The 17,671-nt window shown below is 38.8% G+C and carries 18 protein-coding genes; 15 read left to right on the forward strand and 3 right to left on the reverse strand.

The window, feature by feature from the left end:
* The first annotated feature begins 58 nt into the window (after positions 1-58).
* The 7 genes from AC23ME_RS09015 to AC23ME_RS09045 all read left to right on the forward strand — a co-directional run bounded on the left by AC23ME_RS09015 (position 59) and on the right by AC23ME_RS09045 (position 5,348).
* Positions 59-904 carry a transketolase gene (locus AC23ME_RS09015; protein ID WP_487727425.1) on the forward strand — a complete coding sequence of 282 codons (846 nt, stop codon included), beginning with the start codon at positions 59-61 and terminating at the stop codon, positions 902-904.
* 71 nt (positions 905-975) lie between these two features.
* Positions 976-1,932: a transketolase family protein gene (locus AC23ME_RS09020; RefSeq protein WP_487727426.1), complete on the forward strand. Its 957-nt coding sequence runs from the start codon at positions 976-978 to the stop codon at positions 1,930-1,932.
* A 69-nt stretch (positions 1,933-2,001) separates the two neighbouring features.
* On the forward strand, positions 2,002-2,553 hold the full coding sequence (locus AC23ME_RS09025; RefSeq protein ID WP_487727427.1) for an RNA polymerase sigma factor: 552 nt from the start codon (positions 2,002-2,004) through the stop codon (positions 2,551-2,553).
* Between the two features lie 39 nt (positions 2,554-2,592).
* Positions 2,593-3,204: a hypothetical protein gene (locus AC23ME_RS09030; RefSeq protein ID WP_487727428.1), complete on the forward strand. Its 612-nt coding sequence runs from the start codon at positions 2,593-2,595 to the stop codon at positions 3,202-3,204.
* 3 nt (positions 3,205-3,207) lie between these two features.
* Positions 3,208-3,666, forward strand: a complete 459-nt coding sequence (locus AC23ME_RS09035; protein WP_487727429.1) for a hypothetical protein — start codon at positions 3,208-3,210, stop codon at positions 3,664-3,666.
* Positions 3,667-3,768: 102 nt separating this feature from the next.
* Positions 3,769-4,965, forward strand: coding sequence for an aspartate aminotransferase family protein (locus AC23ME_RS09040; protein ID WP_487727430.1), 1,197 nt, complete (start codon positions 3,769-3,771; stop codon positions 4,963-4,965).
* A 101-nt stretch (positions 4,966-5,066) separates the two neighbouring features.
* On the forward strand, positions 5,067-5,348 hold the full coding sequence (locus tag AC23ME_RS09045; RefSeq protein WP_487727431.1) for a GNAT family N-acetyltransferase: 282 nt from the start codon (positions 5,067-5,069) through the stop codon (positions 5,346-5,348).
* 152 nt (positions 5,349-5,500) lie between these two features.
* Here AC23ME_RS09045 and AC23ME_RS09050 read toward each other — a convergent pair whose 3' ends face one another.
* From AC23ME_RS09050 to AC23ME_RS09060, 3 genes are all read right to left on the reverse strand, one after another.
* On the reverse strand, positions 5,501-6,421 hold the full coding sequence (locus AC23ME_RS09050; protein ID WP_487727432.1) for a DUF58 domain-containing protein: 921 nt from the start codon (positions 6,419-6,421) through the stop codon (positions 5,501-5,503).
* Between the two features lie 494 nt (positions 6,422-6,915).
* Positions 6,916-7,644 (reverse strand): YebC/PmpR family DNA-binding transcriptional regulator, encoded by a 729-nt coding sequence (locus tag AC23ME_RS09055; RefSeq protein WP_487727433.1) that lies wholly within the window; start codon positions 7,642-7,644, stop codon positions 6,916-6,918.
* A gap of 68 nt (positions 7,645-7,712) precedes the next feature.
* Complete coding sequence (locus AC23ME_RS09060) at positions 7,713-8,657, reverse strand: NAD-dependent epimerase/dehydratase family protein (RefSeq protein ID WP_487727434.1); 945 nt, start codon at positions 8,655-8,657, stop codon at positions 7,713-7,715.
* Between the two features lie 318 nt (positions 8,658-8,975).
* Here AC23ME_RS09060 and AC23ME_RS09065 point away from each other — a divergent pair, with 318 nt between their 5' ends.
* The 8 genes from AC23ME_RS09065 to AC23ME_RS09100 all read left to right on the forward strand — a co-directional run bounded on the left by AC23ME_RS09065 (position 8,976) and on the right by AC23ME_RS09100 (position 17,652).
* Positions 8,976-10,064, forward strand: a complete 1,089-nt coding sequence (locus AC23ME_RS09065) for an SGNH/GDSL hydrolase family protein (RefSeq protein ID WP_487727435.1) — start codon at positions 8,976-8,978, stop codon at positions 10,062-10,064.
* Positions 10,065-10,198: 134 nt separating this feature from the next.
* Positions 10,199-10,783 carry a gluconate 2-dehydrogenase subunit 3 family protein gene (locus tag AC23ME_RS09070; protein ID WP_487727436.1) on the forward strand — a complete coding sequence of 195 codons (585 nt, stop codon included), beginning with the start codon at positions 10,199-10,201 and terminating at the stop codon, positions 10,781-10,783.
* Positions 10,784-10,819: 36 nt separating this feature from the next.
* On the forward strand, positions 10,820-12,523 hold the full coding sequence (locus AC23ME_RS09075) for a GMC oxidoreductase (RefSeq protein ID WP_487727437.1): 1,704 nt from the start codon (positions 10,820-10,822) through the stop codon (positions 12,521-12,523).
* Positions 12,524-12,601: 78 nt separating this feature from the next.
* Positions 12,602-13,756, forward strand: coding sequence for a Gfo/Idh/MocA family protein (locus AC23ME_RS09080; RefSeq protein ID WP_487727438.1), 1,155 nt, complete (start codon positions 12,602-12,604; stop codon positions 13,754-13,756).
* 71 nt (positions 13,757-13,827) lie between these two features.
* The gene (locus AC23ME_RS09085) at positions 13,828-14,880 is read left to right on the forward strand and encodes a sugar phosphate isomerase/epimerase family protein (RefSeq protein ID WP_487727439.1); all 1,053 of its coding nucleotides are present in this window, start codon (positions 13,828-13,830) and stop codon (positions 14,878-14,880) included.
* Positions 14,881-14,938: 58 nt separating this feature from the next.
* Complete coding sequence (locus AC23ME_RS09090; protein ID WP_487727440.1) at positions 14,939-15,331, forward strand: c-type cytochrome; 393 nt, start codon at positions 14,939-14,941, stop codon at positions 15,329-15,331.
* Between the two features lie 67 nt (positions 15,332-15,398).
* Positions 15,399-16,847, forward strand: a complete 1,449-nt coding sequence (locus AC23ME_RS09095) for a Gfo/Idh/MocA family protein (RefSeq protein ID WP_487727441.1) — start codon at positions 15,399-15,401, stop codon at positions 16,845-16,847.
* A gap of 124 nt (positions 16,848-16,971) precedes the next feature.
* Complete coding sequence (locus AC23ME_RS09100; RefSeq protein ID WP_487727442.1) at positions 16,972-17,652, forward strand: 3-keto-disaccharide hydrolase; 681 nt, start codon at positions 16,972-16,974, stop codon at positions 17,650-17,652.
* The last annotated feature ends 19 nt before the right edge of the window (positions 17,653-17,671 follow it).

Consider the following 17,671-nt stretch of genomic DNA (forward strand, 5'->3'; position numbering starts at 1 on the left):
TAGCCTTTAAACAGATAAAAAAATTAACTTTGTTATATTACTTTATAATTAATTTTTAATGAAACATACAATCAGTGAACTAGAAGATATTGCTTCGCAAGTAAGAAGAGATATCCTTCGAATGGTACATGCAGTGCAATCTGGACATCCGGGCGCTTCGTTAGGCTGTGCAGATTTTTTCACAGCGCTTTACTTCGAGGTATTGAACCACAATCCTAAATTTGATATGGACGGTAAGAACGAGGATTTATTCTTCTTATCTAACGGTCATATTTCTCCAGTTTGGTATAGCGTATTGGCCAGAGCAGGATATTTCGACATTAGCGAATTGAAAACTTTTAGAAAACTGGATTCAAGACTTCAGGGACACCCTACTACCCACGAAGGTTTGCCGGGCGTTCGTATTGCTTCTGGCTCTTTAGGACAAGGACTTTCGGTAGCTATTGGTGCGGCACTTGCCAAAAAGATGAATGGCGATAAATCTCTAGTTTTTGCATTACTTGGCGATGGCGAATTGCAGGAAGGTCAAAACTGGGAAGCTTTAATGTTTGCACCACACAACAAAGTTGATAACATTATTGCCAGTGTAGATTACAATGGCCAGCAAATTGATGGACCTACAGAAAAAGTACTTTCTTTAGAAAATCTACACGCTAAGTTCGAAGCTTTTGGTTGGCATGTAATTACCTCAAACGGTAACAACATGGACGAGATTGTGAAATCTTTAGAATATGCCAAATCACTAACAGGAAAAGGAAAACCTATTTTAAATTTAATGAGCACTCAAATGGGTTATGGTGTAGATTTTATGGTTGGCACACACAAATGGCATGGTTCTGCTCCAAACGACGAGCAATTGGAAAATGCTTTGGGTCAAATCAAAGAAACAGCTGGAGATTACTAAGAGAGTTTTGCGACTTGCGCTCGGCGTTTAACGACGCATAACGCTTATCGCTTAACCTAAAAACTTTTGAAATGAAGAAATACACTTTTACAGATAAAAAAGATACACGCTCTGGTTTTGGAGCAGGCTTGCATGAAGCAGGCAAAAAAAATGAAAACGTAGTTGCACTATGCGCCGATCTAGTGGGTTCGTTAAAAATGGATGCCTTTATTAAAGATTTCCCTGAGCGTTTTATCCAAGTTGGTATTGCAGAAGCCAACATGATGGGAATTGCAGCCGGCTTAACCATTGGTGGTAAAATTCCATTTACAGGAACTTTCGCTAACTTCTCTACCGGAAGAGTTTACGATCAGATCCGTCAATCTATCGCCTACTCGGGCAAGAACGTAAAAATTTGCGCTTCACACGCCGGCTTAACTTTAGGAGAAGATGGTGCTACCCACCAAATTTTGGAAGATATTGGCTTAATGAAAATGCTACCAGGCATGACAGTAATTAACACCTGCGATTACAACCAAACTAAAGCAGCTACTTTAGCCTTAGTGGATCACGAAGGTCCAGTTTACTTACGTTTTGGTCGTCCAGTATTGCCTGTATTCACACCAGAAGATCAAAAGTTTGAAATTGGTAAAGCATGGATGGTAAACGAAGGTAAAGATGTAACTATTGTTGCTACTGGCCACATGGTTTGGAGAGCTATCCAAGCTGGCGAAGAGCTAGAGAAATTAGGTATCGATGCTGAAATTATAAATATCCACACGATTAAACCTTTGGACGAAGAAGCCATCTTAAAGTCGGTAAAGAAAACTGGTTGCATTGTAACTTGCGAAGAGCACAACAAATTAGGTGGTTTAGGCGAAAGCGTTTCACACCTATTAACAACTACTTATTTAGCTCCTCAAGAGTTTGTAGCTGTTAACGATAGCTTTGGCGAAAGCGGTACACCAGATCAGTTAATGACAAAATACAAACTAGATCCATCAGATATTGTTGCGGCAGTGCAAAAGGTGATGGAACGTAAAAAATAGCGCAGAAAGAGGCTGAGATTAAGGCTAAAGCTTAACCTCAGCCTTAATCTTTGTCTAAAAATTAATTAAATGAAGCAAGTTGAAGACGAAGAAATACTTTCGAAGTTTAATGATGAAAAAACTCGCAATGTAGGTTTCAACTTATTGCTACAGAAATACCAGCAGAAAATATATTGGCATATCCGCAGGTTAGTAATAGACCATGATGATGCTGATGATTTAGTACAGGAAACCTTTGTGAAGGTTTGGAAAAACTTGCACAACTTTCGCAGCGATTCGCAGCTTTACACCTGGATCTACCGAATTGCTACCAACGAATCCATCACCTTTCTTAACAAGAAGAAAAACCGTAATAATATTTCTTTAGATGAAGTGAATACTGAGCTTGCTGAAACACTAGCCTCTTCCACACATTTCGATGGCGACAAAGTTCAGCGCAAATTACAACAAGCTGTACTTACACTTCCAGAGAAGCAACGCATCATCTTTAACATGAAATATTTTGACGACATGAAATATGAGGAAATATCTCAAGTTTTAGGCACGAGTGTAGGCGCTTTAAAGGCTTCGTTCCACATTGCCGTAAAAAAAATCGAAACTATTTTATTAAATGAAGATTGAGATTAAACCTTTTGTCTAAAAAAACATCAATAAATACGAATGAGTAAAATGGCCGAAAATATGGAATGGGAAAACGAAGCGCCAAGATTAGCTGAGCTGAAAAAATCTAACCCTTTTACAGTTCCTTCTAATTATTTTGAAGGATTGGAGGAAAGGATTAATCAGTCTGTATTTATGAGTTCGCTACAAAAAAGTGAACATTCAGGTTTTAATGTACCTGAAAATTATTTCGATGATTTGGAAAGCCAAATTAAATCGAGAATTACCTTAGCGCAATTTACGGAAGAAACAAGCGGATTTAAAGTACCAGATGGCTATTTTGACAAGCTGCAACAAACCATCGAAGCCAAAACTATCATCAACAAAAACACAGTTAAACTTTGGCAAAAGCCATTATTTAAATATGCAATTGCTGCGTCTTTGGTAGTTGTATCAACTACAGGATGGTTTGCAAACGAACAATATCAAAACAAACGGTTACGCAATACAGAGCTGGCCAAAGAACAAATGCTTTATGATATTGATGAAAGCGTAATTCTAGAATACGTACAAGAAAGCCAAAATGTTAAAACTGCTAACGTAACAGATGACGAAATGGAAAATTACATTTTAAGTAATTTCTCTACTAGTGATTTATCTAACAATTTATAAAGAATGAAACACCTTATTTTTGTACTATTGATTTCTATGCCTTTTCTAGCTACAGCCCAAGGGCCACGTGGCGGAGGTGGAGAAAAAATGGAGGCCAGAAAAGTTGCCTGGTTAACTACAAAATTGGATTTATCGGCAGAAGATGCTAAAATTTTCTGGCCAATCTATAACGATTATGTAAGAGAACTATCTACTTTAAGGAAAGAGCGTTCTCAAAAAATGATCAGCTTTAGAAAACTGAAAGAAATTGAAGATTTAGACGATGAAGAAATTCAAACTTTAATTTTAAACGATTTCAATTTTAGACAACGTGATTTGAATATCGAACGTAAATATTATAACAAGTTTAAATCTAGCTTACCTATTAAAACAGTAGGCAAGTTCTACAGAGCACAAGAAGCTTTTAAAAAAGAAATTTTACAGCAATATAGAGCGGCAATGCCTGCTCCGCAAACGAATTAGCTTATACAACGAGAATTTAGAAAAGTCCCAGTTTAGCACTGGGACTTTTTTATTTGACGTTATTTCCAAAAAACTGAAATTTAAATCAGCTATTTTTGCGCCATGCTTACCCAACGACAACTTTTCTTACAGCACAACGCACAAACCTCTCCTACTCCTTTAATGCTCGAATTTGTAAAGGCAAAAGGTGTTCATATTTATGATGCAAAAGGCAAACCTTATCTAGATTTAATTGCTGGCATTGGTGTAAGTAATGTGGGTCACTGCCATCCTAATGTAGTTGCGGCAGTAAAAAACCAAGTCGAAACTTATATGCACTTAATGGTGTATGGCGAGTTTGTTCAAAGTCCGCAGGTTAACTTTGCTACGGCTTTAGCTTCGGTTTTACCAAACAATTTAAGCAGCACGTATTTTGTAAACTCGGGTGCAGAAGCCGTAGAAGGAGCTATGAAATTAGCTAAACGTTACACTGGCAGAAAAGGCTTTGTGGCTTGTAAAAATGCTTATCACGGTAGTACGCAGGGCGCAGAAAGTTTAATGGAGAGCGACTTTTATTCTGCAGGTTACGGTCCGTTCTTACCGAATGTAGACTTCATCAATCACAACAGTATTGCGGATTTAGAAAAAATTACGACCGAAACCGCAGCTGTTTTTATAGAACCTATACAAGGAGAAGCAGGCATCAGAGTTGCTGATCAAGCCTATATGGATGCTTTAAGAAAAAGATGTGATGAAACTGGGGCTTTGTTGGTTTTCGACGAGATCCAATCTGGTTTTGGCAGAACAGGAAGAATGTTTGCTTTTGAGCATTACAACGTAGCTCCAGATATTTTGCTACTTGCCAAAGGTATCGGGGGCGGAATGCCAATTGGAGCTTTCATTAGTTCTATCGAAATCATGTCGGTACTATCTTACAATCCAATTTTAGGCCACATGACAACTTTTGGTGGACATCCAGTTTGCTGTGCTGCTGGTTTGGCAACGTTAAATACCTTGCTGGATGAAAAAATAGTGGAGCAAGTTGAAGCCAAAGGACAACTTTTCAAATCGCTCCTTCAACACCCAGCTATTACCGAAATTAGAGGAAAGGGCTTGATGCTTGCGATAGGTTTCGATAGTTTTGAGACGAACAAAGCAATTATAGATGCCTGCATTGAAGATGGAATTATTAGCGATTGGTTTTTGCATTGCAGTGATGCCATGCGAATTGCACCACCGCTAATTATTACAGAAGATGAAATCAGAAACGCTTGCGCAGTGATTTTAAAAAACATTGAGAAAATAACTCAAAAAGCTTAATTGATAGAAACTTACTTAATGTATCTTAATTCCCTAGTGTTTAGTATTTTGAAAAACATTAAGAAGTGAAGGTTAATTAAGTTTAAAAAACCTACAAAAACATGGAAATCATTCAAGAAAACGACGAGAAAAGAGGCACATTCAAAGCAGTAGATAACGGCACAGAAGCAGGTTCAATGACCTACACCTGGGCTGGTCCAACCAAATTCATCATAGACCATACCGATGTAAACCCAGACTTTAAAGGTAAAGGCATAGGAAAACAAATGTTGATGAAAGCCGTGGAATATGCCAGAGCAAACCAATTAAAGATTATGCCCTTATGCCCGTTTGCAAAATCAGTATTTGATAAGGATGCCGAGATCGGTGATGTATTGTTTTAACACAATTTAAAATTTTTCCGTCATTGCGAGGAGGAACGACGAAGCAATCTCTGCAAAACGGGATTACTTTTTGGAAAGATTGCTTTGTTAAGTTCGCAGTGACGAGAATATATTCCCCCCTGGGAAGAAATGCCAAAGGCATAGAGGGGGCCTTAATTCATTTTTTGCCTCTTAATCAAATATGCTTCTAAAATTTGATTAAAGCCTGCATTAATATCCGCATCAATCATGTCGATTTTATATTGTGCACATTTTAACGCCAAGTTAGCCCTATAATCGCTCATTTGTGTTAAATAAGCATCTTTAACCTTGGTAGCATGCGCCTTCAACACAGTTCCAGTTTCCATATCCACAAACTCATACGGGCGGTTTTCGAAATCAAAATCTAACTCTTTAGCTTTATCGGTTACGTTAAAAACAACCACCTCGTGCTGATTAAACTTAAGGTGCTGCAAAGCAGAAAATATCATATCCAAACGTTCTGCACTATTAGCCGTTTGCAACATATCACTAAAAACAACCACCAACGAACGTTTATGTATTAAATCTGCAATTTGATGCAGAGCCGCCGACAAATCGGTTTGCACATTCAATTGAGATGCAGCCAGAACCTCTTCCAACTTATTGAACAGAAATTTTTGGTGCACACTTGTAGATTTCGCAGGCGTGTTCAACTTCAATTCATCTGTAAACAAACTTAGGCCAAAAGCATCTCGCTGGCGTTTAAGCAGATAAATCAAAGCAGCTGTACTTTGTACTGCGAAAGTGAGCTTGTTATACTTATCGTTCGGAAAATACATTGATGAAGATACGTCAATCACAAACTGACAGCGTAAATTCGTTTCTTCCTCATAGCGTTTGCTAAACAATTTATCCGTTTTGGCAAACAACTTCCAGTCGATACTTTTCACGCTATCGCCGTTATTGTAGAGCCTATGTTCCGCAAATTCTACCGAAAAACCATGAAATGGACTTTTGTGCAAACCGGTAATAAAACCCTCTACCACCTGCTTAGCCAGCAGTTCTAAGCTACTTTCAAATCTAATTTCGTCTGGTTTTTGCGATGCTTGCATAATTTTAAAAATAACGAAAAGATTTCGATTAGCTTATAAAAAGAGGCAAATGCCATCAATAATTATTTTTTGAAAAGCAATTACAGTGCTTATCGGTAAGCTCAGTCCCGCCTTTTGCTAAACCAATTAAATCCCAAACACGAACGTACGCTGCAACATCAAACTTTTAATTGGTACCGCTGTCAGTCGGGTTTAGGTAACTACAGCCTGTGCGATAGCTCAAATTTTGACGGCGGTGGCAATCAAAAACCTATTGTAGTAAATTGAACAGGATGTCTAGAAAATGGCTACGGATTATGCAATGAGCTTCGAAACCTAGCCCCGACAGAAATGGAAAGCCCGCAATCCCGATTTTCATCGGGAGAGGACTTGAAATGTATCCCGAATTATCGGGACAAGTCAGCGGGACTATCGGTACCTAGAAGCAGTAATTTGCACTTCAAATAAAAAAGCCCTGCAGTATAATTACCACAGGGCTTTATGTTATTGGCTTATTATTCAGCCATGTTGTGATAAACCGCCTGAACGTCGTCGTCTTCCTCTAGCTTATCGATCAATTTCAACACATCTGCCGCTTGCTCTTCCGTTACTTCATGGTGAGATAAAGCAATACGCTCTAGTTTCGAGCTTTTCAACTCCAAACCTTTCTCTTCCAAAGCTTTTTGCAACGAACCAAAATTCTCGAAAGCACCTTGTGCAACGACAATATCGTTTCCTTCTTCATCAGCCTCCACATAAAGTTCTTCCAAACCAGCATCAATTAATTCGAACTCTAATTCTTCTAAATCAAGCTCTTCAGTTGGTGCAAATCTGAAAATAGATTTTCTGTTGAAAACGAAATCTAACGAACCAGTTTTACCTAAAGAACCATTAGTTTTATTGAAATAACTACGAACATTTGCTACTGTACGGTTGGTATTATCGGTAGCAGTTTCAATTAAAACGGCAACGCCGTGAGGCGCATAACCTTCGTACACAATTTCTTCGTAGTTGGCTAAAGATTTATCAGAAGCACGTTTAATAGCTGCCTCTACCCTATCTTTGGGCATATTTACCGCTTTGGCGTTCTGCATTGCGGTACGCAGGCGAGAGTTAGTTTCTGGATTTGGACCAGACTCTTTCACCGCCATTACAATGTCTTTACCTATACGCGTAAACTGAACGGCCATTTTAGACCAACGCTTAAATTTTCTTTCTTTTCTAAATTCGAATGCTCTTCCCATTGTTTATTGTATTGAGTTAAGCGATAAGCGGGAAGCGAAAAACGCCAAACGCTGAACGCCAAACACTTTTATTTTTTCAAATTCGTTAACATATCTGCCGTCATTTTTGCCAAATCGAATTCTGGCTGCCAGCCCCAATCTTTTTGCGCAAAGCTATCATCTATAGATTTTGGCCAACTGTTGGCAATCTCTTGTCGCGGATCATTAGCTGCGTAAGTTAGCTTAAAATCTGGAATGTGTTTTCTAATTTCTGCTGCTAACACTTCGGGGGTAAAACTTACGCCACCAAAATTGTAGCTAGAACGAATGCTAATTTGATCTGCAGGTGCATCCATCAATTCGATCGTACCACGAATAGCATCATCCATGTACATCATTGGCAATTCGGTTTCTGCCGATAAAAATGAAGAGTAACTTCCTTTTTTCAATGCTTCGTGAAAAATGTGAATGGCATAATCTGTTGTTCCGCCACCTGGCGCTGCTTTCCAGCTAATTAAGCCTGGATAACGGATACTTCTTACATCCAAGCCGTATTTTTGATGATAGTACTCGCACCAGCGCTCGCCTGCCAACTTACTGATACCGTAAACCGTGTTCGGATCCATGGTACAAAACTGCGGTGTATGGCTTTTTGGAGAATTTGGACCAAATACAGCAATGGAACTTGGCCAGTAAACCTTTGCCGTTTTGTAAACCAAAGCAAGATCTAAAACGTTCAATAAACCGTTCATATTTAAATCCCAAGCTAACTTAGGGTTTTGCTCGCCAGTAGCAGAAAGTAATGCCGCCAACAAATAAACTTGTGTAGGCTTATACTTTTCAAAAATTGCTTTAAGTATATCTTTATCTAGTACGTTTACAAACTCAAACGGACCCGCATTTTTGATCTCGTAATCTGGTCTTCGAATGTCGCAAGCAACAACATTATCACTTCCATAAGTCACACGAAGCGCAGTTACCAATTCGGTCCCTATCTGTCCATTTGAACCAAGAACTAAAATTTTATCCTTCATTAATAATTGAAATTTGACAAAGTTAAAAAAATGGCATAAAAGCGTTGGGATTTTTTAAAAGAGTTTAAGAAACTGTCTTACTTTCGCAAGTAAAAATATTTAAGCGGATGGGGACACCCAATCTGTACATTAAAGGCAGTGTTTCAATCTCCTCACCAAACTCAATTAAAATTTTCAATAAGCTTATAATTTTTGACGAAAATATCCTGTTTCGATATATTACCATACTCTTAATTTTAATTATATTTACCCTTGTTATTATTACAATTTGTTTCGTTTAAAACAATTATCTCTATAATTAAAACCGATACCAAACCAATGAAAAAAAGTAAATTAAAAGTAATCGCAGTATTTATGATTGCTTTAACAATGTCGCAGCTGGCAATTGCGCAAAATACCATATTTCGTGATGCAAGCAATTTCCACTTATATGGCAAGGCTTTTAACACAAGCACTCCTTACCACCGCGTAGACACAGCGAAATATAATGATCTGCCAGTTGCCGTAAAACGACTACTAACACATTCTGCAGGTTTAGCAATTACTTTTAAAACAAATAGCAAAAGCATTTCGGCAAAATGGTGTGTAACCGAAGCAAAAGCTTCGAATAACCTCACTCCAATTGCACAAAAAGGACTAGATCTTTATATTAAAAAAGATGGCAAATGGCAGTTTGCAGGTGTAGGCAGACCAAGTGCTGTTTGCAGCAAGTTTGACTTGGTAAAAAATATGGATGGTTCGGAAAAAGAATGCATGCTTTTTTTACCACTTTACGATGAACTGAAAAGTCTTGAAATAGGAACAGACGAAGGCAGTACAATAAGCAGTCTGAATAATCCTTTTAGACATAAGATTGCGATTTATGGTTCTAGTATTGTTCATGGAGCATCTGCAGGGCGACCTGGAATGGCTTATCCAGCAATTCTTTCCAGAAATACTGGCTTATATTTCATGAATTTAGGCATCAGTGGAAATGCCAAAATGGAGAAGTCTGCCGCTAAAATGGTAAGCGATATCCAAGCCGATGCCTTTGTTTTAGATTGTGTACCCAACCCTTCGCCAGAACAAATAAAGGAACGTGCTGAGAATTTTGTAAAAACAGTGAGAGAGAAACATCCAAAAGCACCAATTATCTTAATGCAGTCTGTAATTAGAGAACAAGGAAATTTTGACTTGGTTGTTAAAGATCGCGTGCGTAAGCAAAACGAAGAGATAACCGCAGCTTTTAACCGTTTAAAGAATGCTGGCGTAAAAGACATTTACTTGATCACTGCAGACAAATTGCTAGGCGAAGACCATGATGCTACTACCGACGGCGTACATCCGAACGACCTAGGTTTCTATAGAATGGCAGAACAATTAGCGCCTCAAATCACTAAAATACTAGTCACTTACAACATCAAGTAAATCGTTTTAGATGTATTTTAAATAAATTATTGTACCAATTTTGTAACAAGCATTGAGAAATAATTTTTAATTACTATAATTACGTTAAATTACATCGTGTAAAAAACACACTTATAAACCGATATATACCAATTATGGACAGAAGAGAAGCACTCAGAAGCGTGGCTATCCTTTTAGGAACTGCTATTTCTGCTGGAACAACGGATATCTTGTTCAGCAGCTACACTATTCCAGAAAACGAAAAGAATGCAGTCACTTTTACTTCAGAGCAATTAAGGGCGCTTACCGAAATTGCTGATGTAATTATTCCAACAACCAAATCTTCGGGCGGAGCAAAAGCAGCAGGCGTAGGTAAATTTATCCCGATGATGATTAACGACTGTTACCCTGCAAAGCAACAGCAGTCATTTAAAAAAGGTTTGGCAGAATTTGAAGCTAGAGCCAAAAAGACTTACAAAAAAAGTTTCGCGTTAATTCCGTTGGCAGAGCGTAAAAAAATGCTAACTACCTTGAGGCAAGAAACTTTAGATCAAAAAACGAACAAGCTTCCTGAAAAAGTGGACATCACTTATTTCTTTACTACGGTGAGAGATTTGACTTCTCTGGGTTATTTCTCTTCAGAAATTGGATGTACCAAAGCAAGAGAATATGTGTTAATTCCAGGCAGTTACGATGGTGCTTATCCGCTTAAACCTGGTCAAAAATCTTGGGCTACCTAAAAATATCCTTCCCCTAAACAAAACAGAACAAACAAAATGAACTTAAATATAAATTTAAAAGCTGAAAATACTTACGACGCTATTGTAGTGGGTTCGGGTATTAGTGGTGGTTGGGCTGCAAAGGAACTTACCGAAAAAGGCTTAAAAGTATTAATGTTAGAAAGAGGGATGAACATTGAGCACATCAAAGATTATGATGGCGCCATGAAAAACCCTTGGGATGTGAAACACGCTGGCAGGTTAACTGAGGAGATGAAAAGAACTCACCCTGTGCAAAAAAGAGATTATCCTTATAACGAAGTAACCGAAAAATGGTGGGTAAACGATTTAGAGTGCCCATATACAGAAGTTAAAAGATTTGATTGGTACAGAGGTTTTCATGTTGGTGGAAAATCATTGATGTGGGGCCGCCAGAGTTATCGTTTTGGCGATGTTAACTTCGAAGAAAACGCGAAAGATGGCTTCGGTAACGACTGGCCTATCCGTTATAAAGATATTGCACCATGGTACGACTACGCAGAGAAATTTGCTGGTATTAGTGGACAAAACGAAGGATTAGAAGGTGTTTTACCAGATGGACATTTCTTACCTCCAATGGATTTGAACATCGTTGAAAAATCTGTGAAGGAGAGTATCAAGCAAAAATGGGGCAACGAACGCTTGTTGACCATTGGTCGTGTAGCAAATTTAACGGTTCCCCATAACGGTCGTGGCAGTTGCCAGTACAGAAACTTGTGTAGCCGTGGCTGTCCGTTTGGTGCATATTTCAGTACGCAGTCTTCTACCCTACCAGCGGCAATGGAAACTGGCAATCTTACGCTTAGACCGTACTCTATTGTAAATCATATCATCTACGATAAAGACACGAAAAAAGCAAAAGGTGTTGCTGTAATTGATGCCCTAACTAACAAAACGATGGAATTTTATGCTAAAATCGTTTTCGTAAATGGTTCTACGTTAGGCACAACATTCATCTTATTAAATTCAACTTCAGAAGCTCATCCTAATGGCCTGGGTAATGGCAGCGGTCAATTAGGTCACAACTTAATGGATCACCATTTCCGTTGTGGTGCTAATGGCGAGTTTGAAGGCTTCGATAAATATTACACTTACGGTCGCCGTGCAAATGGCTTCTATGTGCCTCGTTTCAGAAACGTTGGTAGCGATAAACGTGATTATTTAAGAGGCTTCGGTTATCAAGGAAGTGCATCGAGACAAAACTGGCAAAATGATGTGGCCGAGTTAGCGTTTGGCGCAGAGTTTAAGCAAAAAATGACCACTCCTGGCGCTTGGAGAATGGGCTTTGGTGGTTTTGGAGAGATGTTACCTTATTACGAGAACCGTGTTTTCATCGATCACAATAAGAAAGATAAATGGGGGCAGTCGGTATTGGCTATAGATTGCGAATACAAAGACAATGAGAAAAAAATGCGTACAGATATGATGAACGATGCTGCAGAAATGTTAGAGGCTGCAGGTGCAAAAAACATCAAAACTTACGATAACGGTTGCCATCCAGGCATGGCTATCCACGAAATGGGTACAGCTAGAATGGGTAAAGACCCTAAAACTTCGGTACTGAACGAGTGGAACCAAATGCATGAGGTAAAAAACGTTTTCGTAACTGATGGTGCTTGTATGCCATCTATCGGTTGCCAAAACCCATCGTTAACCTTTATGGCATTAACAGCTCGTTCAGCAGATTTTGCAGTAAAAGAATTGAAAAAAGGAAACCTGTAAAAGCGAAAAGCTCAAAGACTAAAGCGAATGAATAAAAAGCTTTAGTCTTTCAACTTTGGTCTTTTAGCTCAAAGATTTATGAAACAAAAAATAAGAATGGGAATGATTGGTGGCGGAAAAAATGCCTTTATTGGTGCCGTACATCGCATTGCCGCTAACATAGATGGTTTAATAGAATTGTGCTGTGGTGCATTGAGTTCTAATCCAGAAAATGCAAAAATATCTGGCAAAGAACTTTTTTTACCGGAAGATAGAGCCTACACTTCGTATAAAGAAATGTTCGAAGCGGAAAGCAAATTACCAGTCGATGTAAGAATGCAGTTCGTGAGTATTGTAACGCCAAACCATTTGCATTTCGAACCTGCAATGCTGGCTTTGGAGCACGGTTTCAATGTGATGATTGATAAACCTATTACTTTTACTTTAGAAGAAGCCAAAGCATTACAAAAGAAAGTTGAAGAAACTGGATTAACTTTAGCTTTAACCCACACCTATTCGGCTTATCCTATGGTTAAGCAAGCTAAAGCCATGGTTAAAAGCGGCGAATTTGGTAAAATCAGAAAGGTTTGTGTAAACTATCCTCAAGGTTGGTTAAGCGCTGCCACAGGCGATGACAATAAACAAGCGGCTTGGCGTACCGACCCTTCTCGAAGTGGCATAAGTGGTTGTATGGGCGATATTGGCACTCATGCAGCACAACTAGCAGAATACATTTCTGGTCTGCAAATTACAAAAATGTGTGCCGATTTAAATATCGTTGTAGATGGAAGAGCTTTAGATGATGACGGGAATGTGCTTTTAAAATTCGACAATGGCGCCAACGGTTTATTAATGGCAAGCCAAATTGCTACTGGCGAAGAAAATGCTTTGCGCATTAACGTATATGGCGAAAAAGGCAGTTTAGAATGGCATCAAATGGAGCCAAACACCTTATTGGTAAAATGGCTAAACCAGCCTACGCAAATCTACAGGACAGGTAATGGTTATTTACATAGCGTTGCAGCTCATAACACTAGAACGCCTTCGGGTCACCCAGAGGGATATTTGGAAGCTTTCGCCAACATTTATAGCAACTTCGCTTTAACATTAGATGCAAAGTTAAACGGCGAAACTCCTACCGAAGATATGTTAGATTTCCCTACAGCGAAAGATGGTGTTAGAGGGATGGCTTTTATAGAAAACGTAGTTGCCTCGAGCAAATCGGAGCAAAAATGGCATGATTTTATAGTTTAATAGATAATGGTTGATAAAAGGGCAATTTGTCTATAAGCTATCAACCACCAACCAAAAATGAACAACAACCGATGACTACAATACAAGGACCTGCGGTATTTTTAGCACAATTTATAAGCGATGAAGCTCCTTTCAACTCGTTAGATAATATTTGCAAATGGGCTGCAGATTTAGGTTTTAAAGGTATTCAAATGCCTACTTTAGATAATCGTTTTATCGATTTGAAATTAGCAGCAGAAAGTAAAACCTACGCAGATGAATTAACTGGCAAAGTTGCTGCGCATGGTTTAAAGATCACTGAACTTTCTACGCATTTGCAAGGTCAGTTGGTGGCAGTTCATCCTGCCTACAACGAATTGTTCGATGCTTTTGCTGCGCCAGAAGTAAAAAACAATCCGAAAGCACGCACCGAATGGGCGGTACAACAACTAAAATACGCTGCTAAAGCTTCGCAAAATTTAGGCTTAAATGCCCACGCCACTTTTAGTGGCTCGTTGCTCTGGCAGTTCTTCCATCCGTGGCCGCAACGCCCAGATGGATTGGTTGACGAAGCTTTTACCGAATTAGCTAAACGTTGGTTACCTATTTTAAATGAATTTGATAATTGTGGCGTAGATGTTTGTTATGAAATTCACCCTGGAGAAGATTTATTCGATGGTATTACCTACGAAATGTTCTTAGACAAAGTAAATCAACACCCTAGAGCTTGTTTATTGTATGACCCATCGCACTTTGTGCTACAGCAATTAGATTATATCCAATACATCGATTTATATCACGAAAGAATTAAGGCTTTCCACGTAAAAGATTCTGAGTTTAATCCAACGGGAAGACAAGGAACTTTTGGAGGTTACCAAAGTTGGGCAAATCGTGCTGGTCGTTACCGTTCACCGGGCGATGGCCAAGTTGATTTTAAAACTATTTTCAGCAAGTTAGCACAGTACGATTATAAAGGTTGGGCAGTAATGGAATGGGAATGCTGCATTAAAAATCAGCAAGATGGAGCTAGAGAAGGCGCAGAATTTATCAAGAAACACATTATCAATGTAACAGATAAAGCCTTTGATGACTTTGCCGCTGCCGGAAGTGATGCTGCTTTCAACAAAAAAATACTTGGATTATAGAGACGTATTTACAACAATTGAGATTAACTTTAATTATTACCCCTAATACAAAACACACATGAAACGAACCTTTTTAATTCTTGGAGTAGCCTCAATATTTGTTGCTTCATTATCGGCGTTTAAGCCCGAGCCAAAAACAGAGCCAGCGGTGAATATCAATAATGCTTTGGCACCAAAAATTGCTACTATGCAAATGAGCGGTGGCGAGTTATTAATCAACAAGTCAGACTGTATTGGTTGTCACCACAAAATCAATAAACTTATTGGTCCGTCATACACAGACGTAGCTAAAAAGTATCCTAAAAATGATAAAAGCATCAATTACCTTGCTGATAAAATTATTAAAGGTGGCTCTGGCGTTTGGGGCAAAATCCCTATGACACCGCATCCAAAAATTTCGCAAAGCGATGCTAAGTTGATGGCTAAATATATCCTATCGTTAAAGAAATAATTATCAGATAACCGTTGGCAGACATCATTGATTTGATAAAAGGCCTAATAAACTAAAACCAAACCATATGAACCAAGATAATAATCAGAGTAGACGTAACTTCCTGAAAATGGGTGCAGTTGCTGCTACAGCATTTACCATTGTACCTCGTCACGTTTTAGGTGGCAAAGGCTACCTTGCACCTAGCGACAGACTAATTGTAGCAGGCGTAGGTGTGGGCGGAAAAGGAGATAGCGATTTACGTTTAATTCACGAAAGTGGCAAAGCAGAAGTTGCTTTTTTATGTGATGTAGATGCTCGTAGGGCAGCAAACAGTGTCAAACGTTTCCCAAAAGCTAAGTTTTACAAAGATTGGAGAGAAATGTACGATAAGGAACACAAGCATTTTGATGCTGTTACCGTATCTACTCCCGATCATAACCACGCTATACAATCTCTTGCAGCAATGCAATTACGTAAGCACGTGTATGTTCAAAAACCATTAACTCACGATATTTACGAAGCTCGTATACTTACCGAAGCTGCTAAAAAATATAAAGTAGTTACGCAAATGGGTAACCAAGGCGCTAGTAATGACGGCCCACGTTTACTACGCGAATGGTATGATGCTGGTTTAATTGGCGATGTACATACCGTTTACGCCTGGACAGATAGACCGGTTTGGCCTCAAGGTATTCCTTGGTCTAAAAACAAAGCTGATGTACCAAAAGACTTAGATTGGGATTTGTGGTTAGGAACAGCTCCTTACAAAGATTATGTAGAAAAATTAGTTCCTTTTAACTGGCGTGGTTGGTGGGATTACGGAACTGGCGCACTAGGTGATATGGGCTGTCACTTGTTAGAAACTCCTTTTAGTGTGCTCAATTTGAAATATGCTACAGAAGTTGAAGCGAGTGTAGGTTCGGTTTACGTTGATGAGTTTAAGCGTGGATATTTCCCAGAAAGTTGTCCTCCGTCTAGCCACGTAACCTTAAAATTCCCTAAAACCAATAAAACGCAAGGCGATGTTACTGTTCATTGGATGGATGGAGGTATTCAACCTACTCGTCCAGAAGAATTAGGTGCTGATGAACTATTTGGCGATGGTGGTAATGGAACGTTATTTATCGGTACCAAAGGTAAAATGATGGCTAACACTTATGGCGATAAAGCTAGGTTAATTCCACTTTCTCGTAACGAAAACTTAAACGTGGCACAGAAATTTGCTCGTGTTCCTGGTCAGGCTAATGGTCACTACGGACAATGGGTAGAAGGTTGTATCGCTGGTTATGGCAAAAAAGAGTTGAGTTCTCCTTTCGAAATTGCGGGTCCTTTAACAGAAAGTTTATTGATGGCAAACTTGGCAATTAGAGCTGCCGACGTTCAAAGAATTAACGACAAAGGTAAGGTAAGCTACCCTGGCAGATACAGAAAACTGCTTTGGGATAACGACCAAATGAAAGTAACCAACTTCGATGATGTAAATCAATTCGTGAAGAGAGATTACCGCGAAGGTTGGAAATTAGGAGAGAAATAGACAGTTAGCAGTAAACATAAATATATCGTCATTTCGAACGCACGTGAGAAATCTTTTAAAGATGTAATCCAAAGATTTCTCGACTTCACTACGTTTCGCTCGAAATGACGACCAATTAAAGAAAATGAAAAAGATATTAATAGCAGCACTTATGGTTGCTTCAATTAGCGTTAACGCACAAAAGAAAAAAGGCTTCACTCCTCTTTTCGATGGAAAAACAACAACAGGTTGGCACACCTACGGAAAAGATTTTGTAGGCAAAGCATGGAACGCTGAAAATGGTGTTTTACACTTCGATCCCAAATTAAAAAACAAAGACGGTGGCGACTTAGTAACCGACAAAGAATATGGCAACTTCCATTTAAAGTTAGAATGGAAAGTAGCTCCAAAAGCTAACAGCGGTATCATTTTCTTTGTACATGAGGATGTTTCTAAATACAAACAAACCTATCTAACTGGTCCTGAAATGCAGGTTTTGGATAACGATGGTCATCCAGATGGCAAAATTACGAAGCACCGTTCTGGCGATTTGTACGATATGATCCAAAGCAAAAGCGAGCCTGTAAAAGCAGTTGGCGAATGGAATTTGGCAGAAATCATTAGTAACAAAGGCAAATTAACTTTTAAGCTAAATGGTGTAAAGGTTGTAGAAACCACCATGTGGGATGACAACTGGAAAAATTTGATCGCTAACAGCAAATTTGCTAAATGGGAAGGCTTTGGGACTTATAAAACTGGTAAAATTGCCTTACAAGATCACGGCGATGAAGTTTGGTTTCGTAACATAATGATTAAAGAACTTTAATAAGCTGTAAAGGTATAAG

The sequence above is a fragment of the Pedobacter sp. T50_32 genome, from assembly GCF_057652195.1.

What these genes read in the sequence shown, in the direction of transcription:
- AC23ME_RS09080 (WP_487727438.1), top strand. Translation starts at nt 12,602, where the DNA reads ATGAAACAAAAAATAAGAATGGGAATGATTGGTGGCGGAAAAAATGCC.
- AC23ME_RS09090 (WP_487727440.1), top strand. Translation starts at nt 14,939, where the DNA reads ATGAAACGAACCTTTTTAATTCTTGGAGTAGCCTCAATATTTGTTGCT.
- AC23ME_RS09040 (WP_487727430.1), top strand. Translation starts at nt 3,769, where the DNA reads ATGCTTACCCAACGACAACTTTTCTTACAGCACAACGCACAAACCTCT.
- AC23ME_RS09050 (WP_487727432.1), bottom strand. Translation starts at nt 6,421, where the DNA reads ATGCAAGCATCGCAAAAACCAGACGAAATTAGATTTGAAAGTAGCTTA.
- AC23ME_RS09015 (WP_487727425.1), top strand. Translation starts at nt 59, where the DNA reads ATGAAACATACAATCAGTGAACTAGAAGATATTGCTTCGCAAGTAAGA.
- AC23ME_RS09100 (WP_487727442.1), top strand. Translation starts at nt 16,972, where the DNA reads ATGAAAAAGATATTAATAGCAGCACTTATGGTTGCTTCAATTAGCGTT.
- AC23ME_RS09045 (WP_487727431.1), top strand. Translation starts at nt 5,067, where the DNA reads ATGGAAATCATTCAAGAAAACGACGAGAAAAGAGGCACATTCAAAGCA.
- AC23ME_RS09075 (WP_487727437.1), top strand. Translation starts at nt 10,820, where the DNA reads ATGAACTTAAATATAAATTTAAAAGCTGAAAATACTTACGACGCTATT.
- AC23ME_RS09055 (WP_487727433.1), bottom strand. Translation starts at nt 7,644, where the DNA reads ATGGGAAGAGCATTCGAATTTAGAAAAGAAAGAAAATTTAAGCGTTGG.
- AC23ME_RS09060 (WP_487727434.1), bottom strand. Translation starts at nt 8,657, where the DNA reads ATGAAGGATAAAATTTTAGTTCTTGGTTCAAATGGACAGATAGGGACC.
- AC23ME_RS09035 (WP_487727429.1), top strand. Translation starts at nt 3,208, where the DNA reads ATGAAACACCTTATTTTTGTACTATTGATTTCTATGCCTTTTCTAGCT.
- AC23ME_RS09085 (WP_487727439.1), top strand. Translation starts at nt 13,828, where the DNA reads ATGACTACAATACAAGGACCTGCGGTATTTTTAGCACAATTTATAAGC.
- AC23ME_RS09020 (WP_487727426.1), top strand. Translation starts at nt 976, where the DNA reads ATGAAGAAATACACTTTTACAGATAAAAAAGATACACGCTCTGGTTTT.
- AC23ME_RS09070 (WP_487727436.1), top strand. Translation starts at nt 10,199, where the DNA reads ATGGACAGAAGAGAAGCACTCAGAAGCGTGGCTATCCTTTTAGGAACT.
- AC23ME_RS09025 (WP_487727427.1), top strand. Translation starts at nt 2,002, where the DNA reads ATGAAGCAAGTTGAAGACGAAGAAATACTTTCGAAGTTTAATGATGAA.
- AC23ME_RS09095 (WP_487727441.1), top strand. Translation starts at nt 15,399, where the DNA reads ATGAACCAAGATAATAATCAGAGTAGACGTAACTTCCTGAAAATGGGT.
- AC23ME_RS09030 (WP_487727428.1), top strand. Translation starts at nt 2,593, where the DNA reads ATGAGTAAAATGGCCGAAAATATGGAATGGGAAAACGAAGCGCCAAGA.
- AC23ME_RS09065 (WP_487727435.1), top strand. Translation starts at nt 8,976, where the DNA reads ATGAAAAAAAGTAAATTAAAAGTAATCGCAGTATTTATGATTGCTTTA.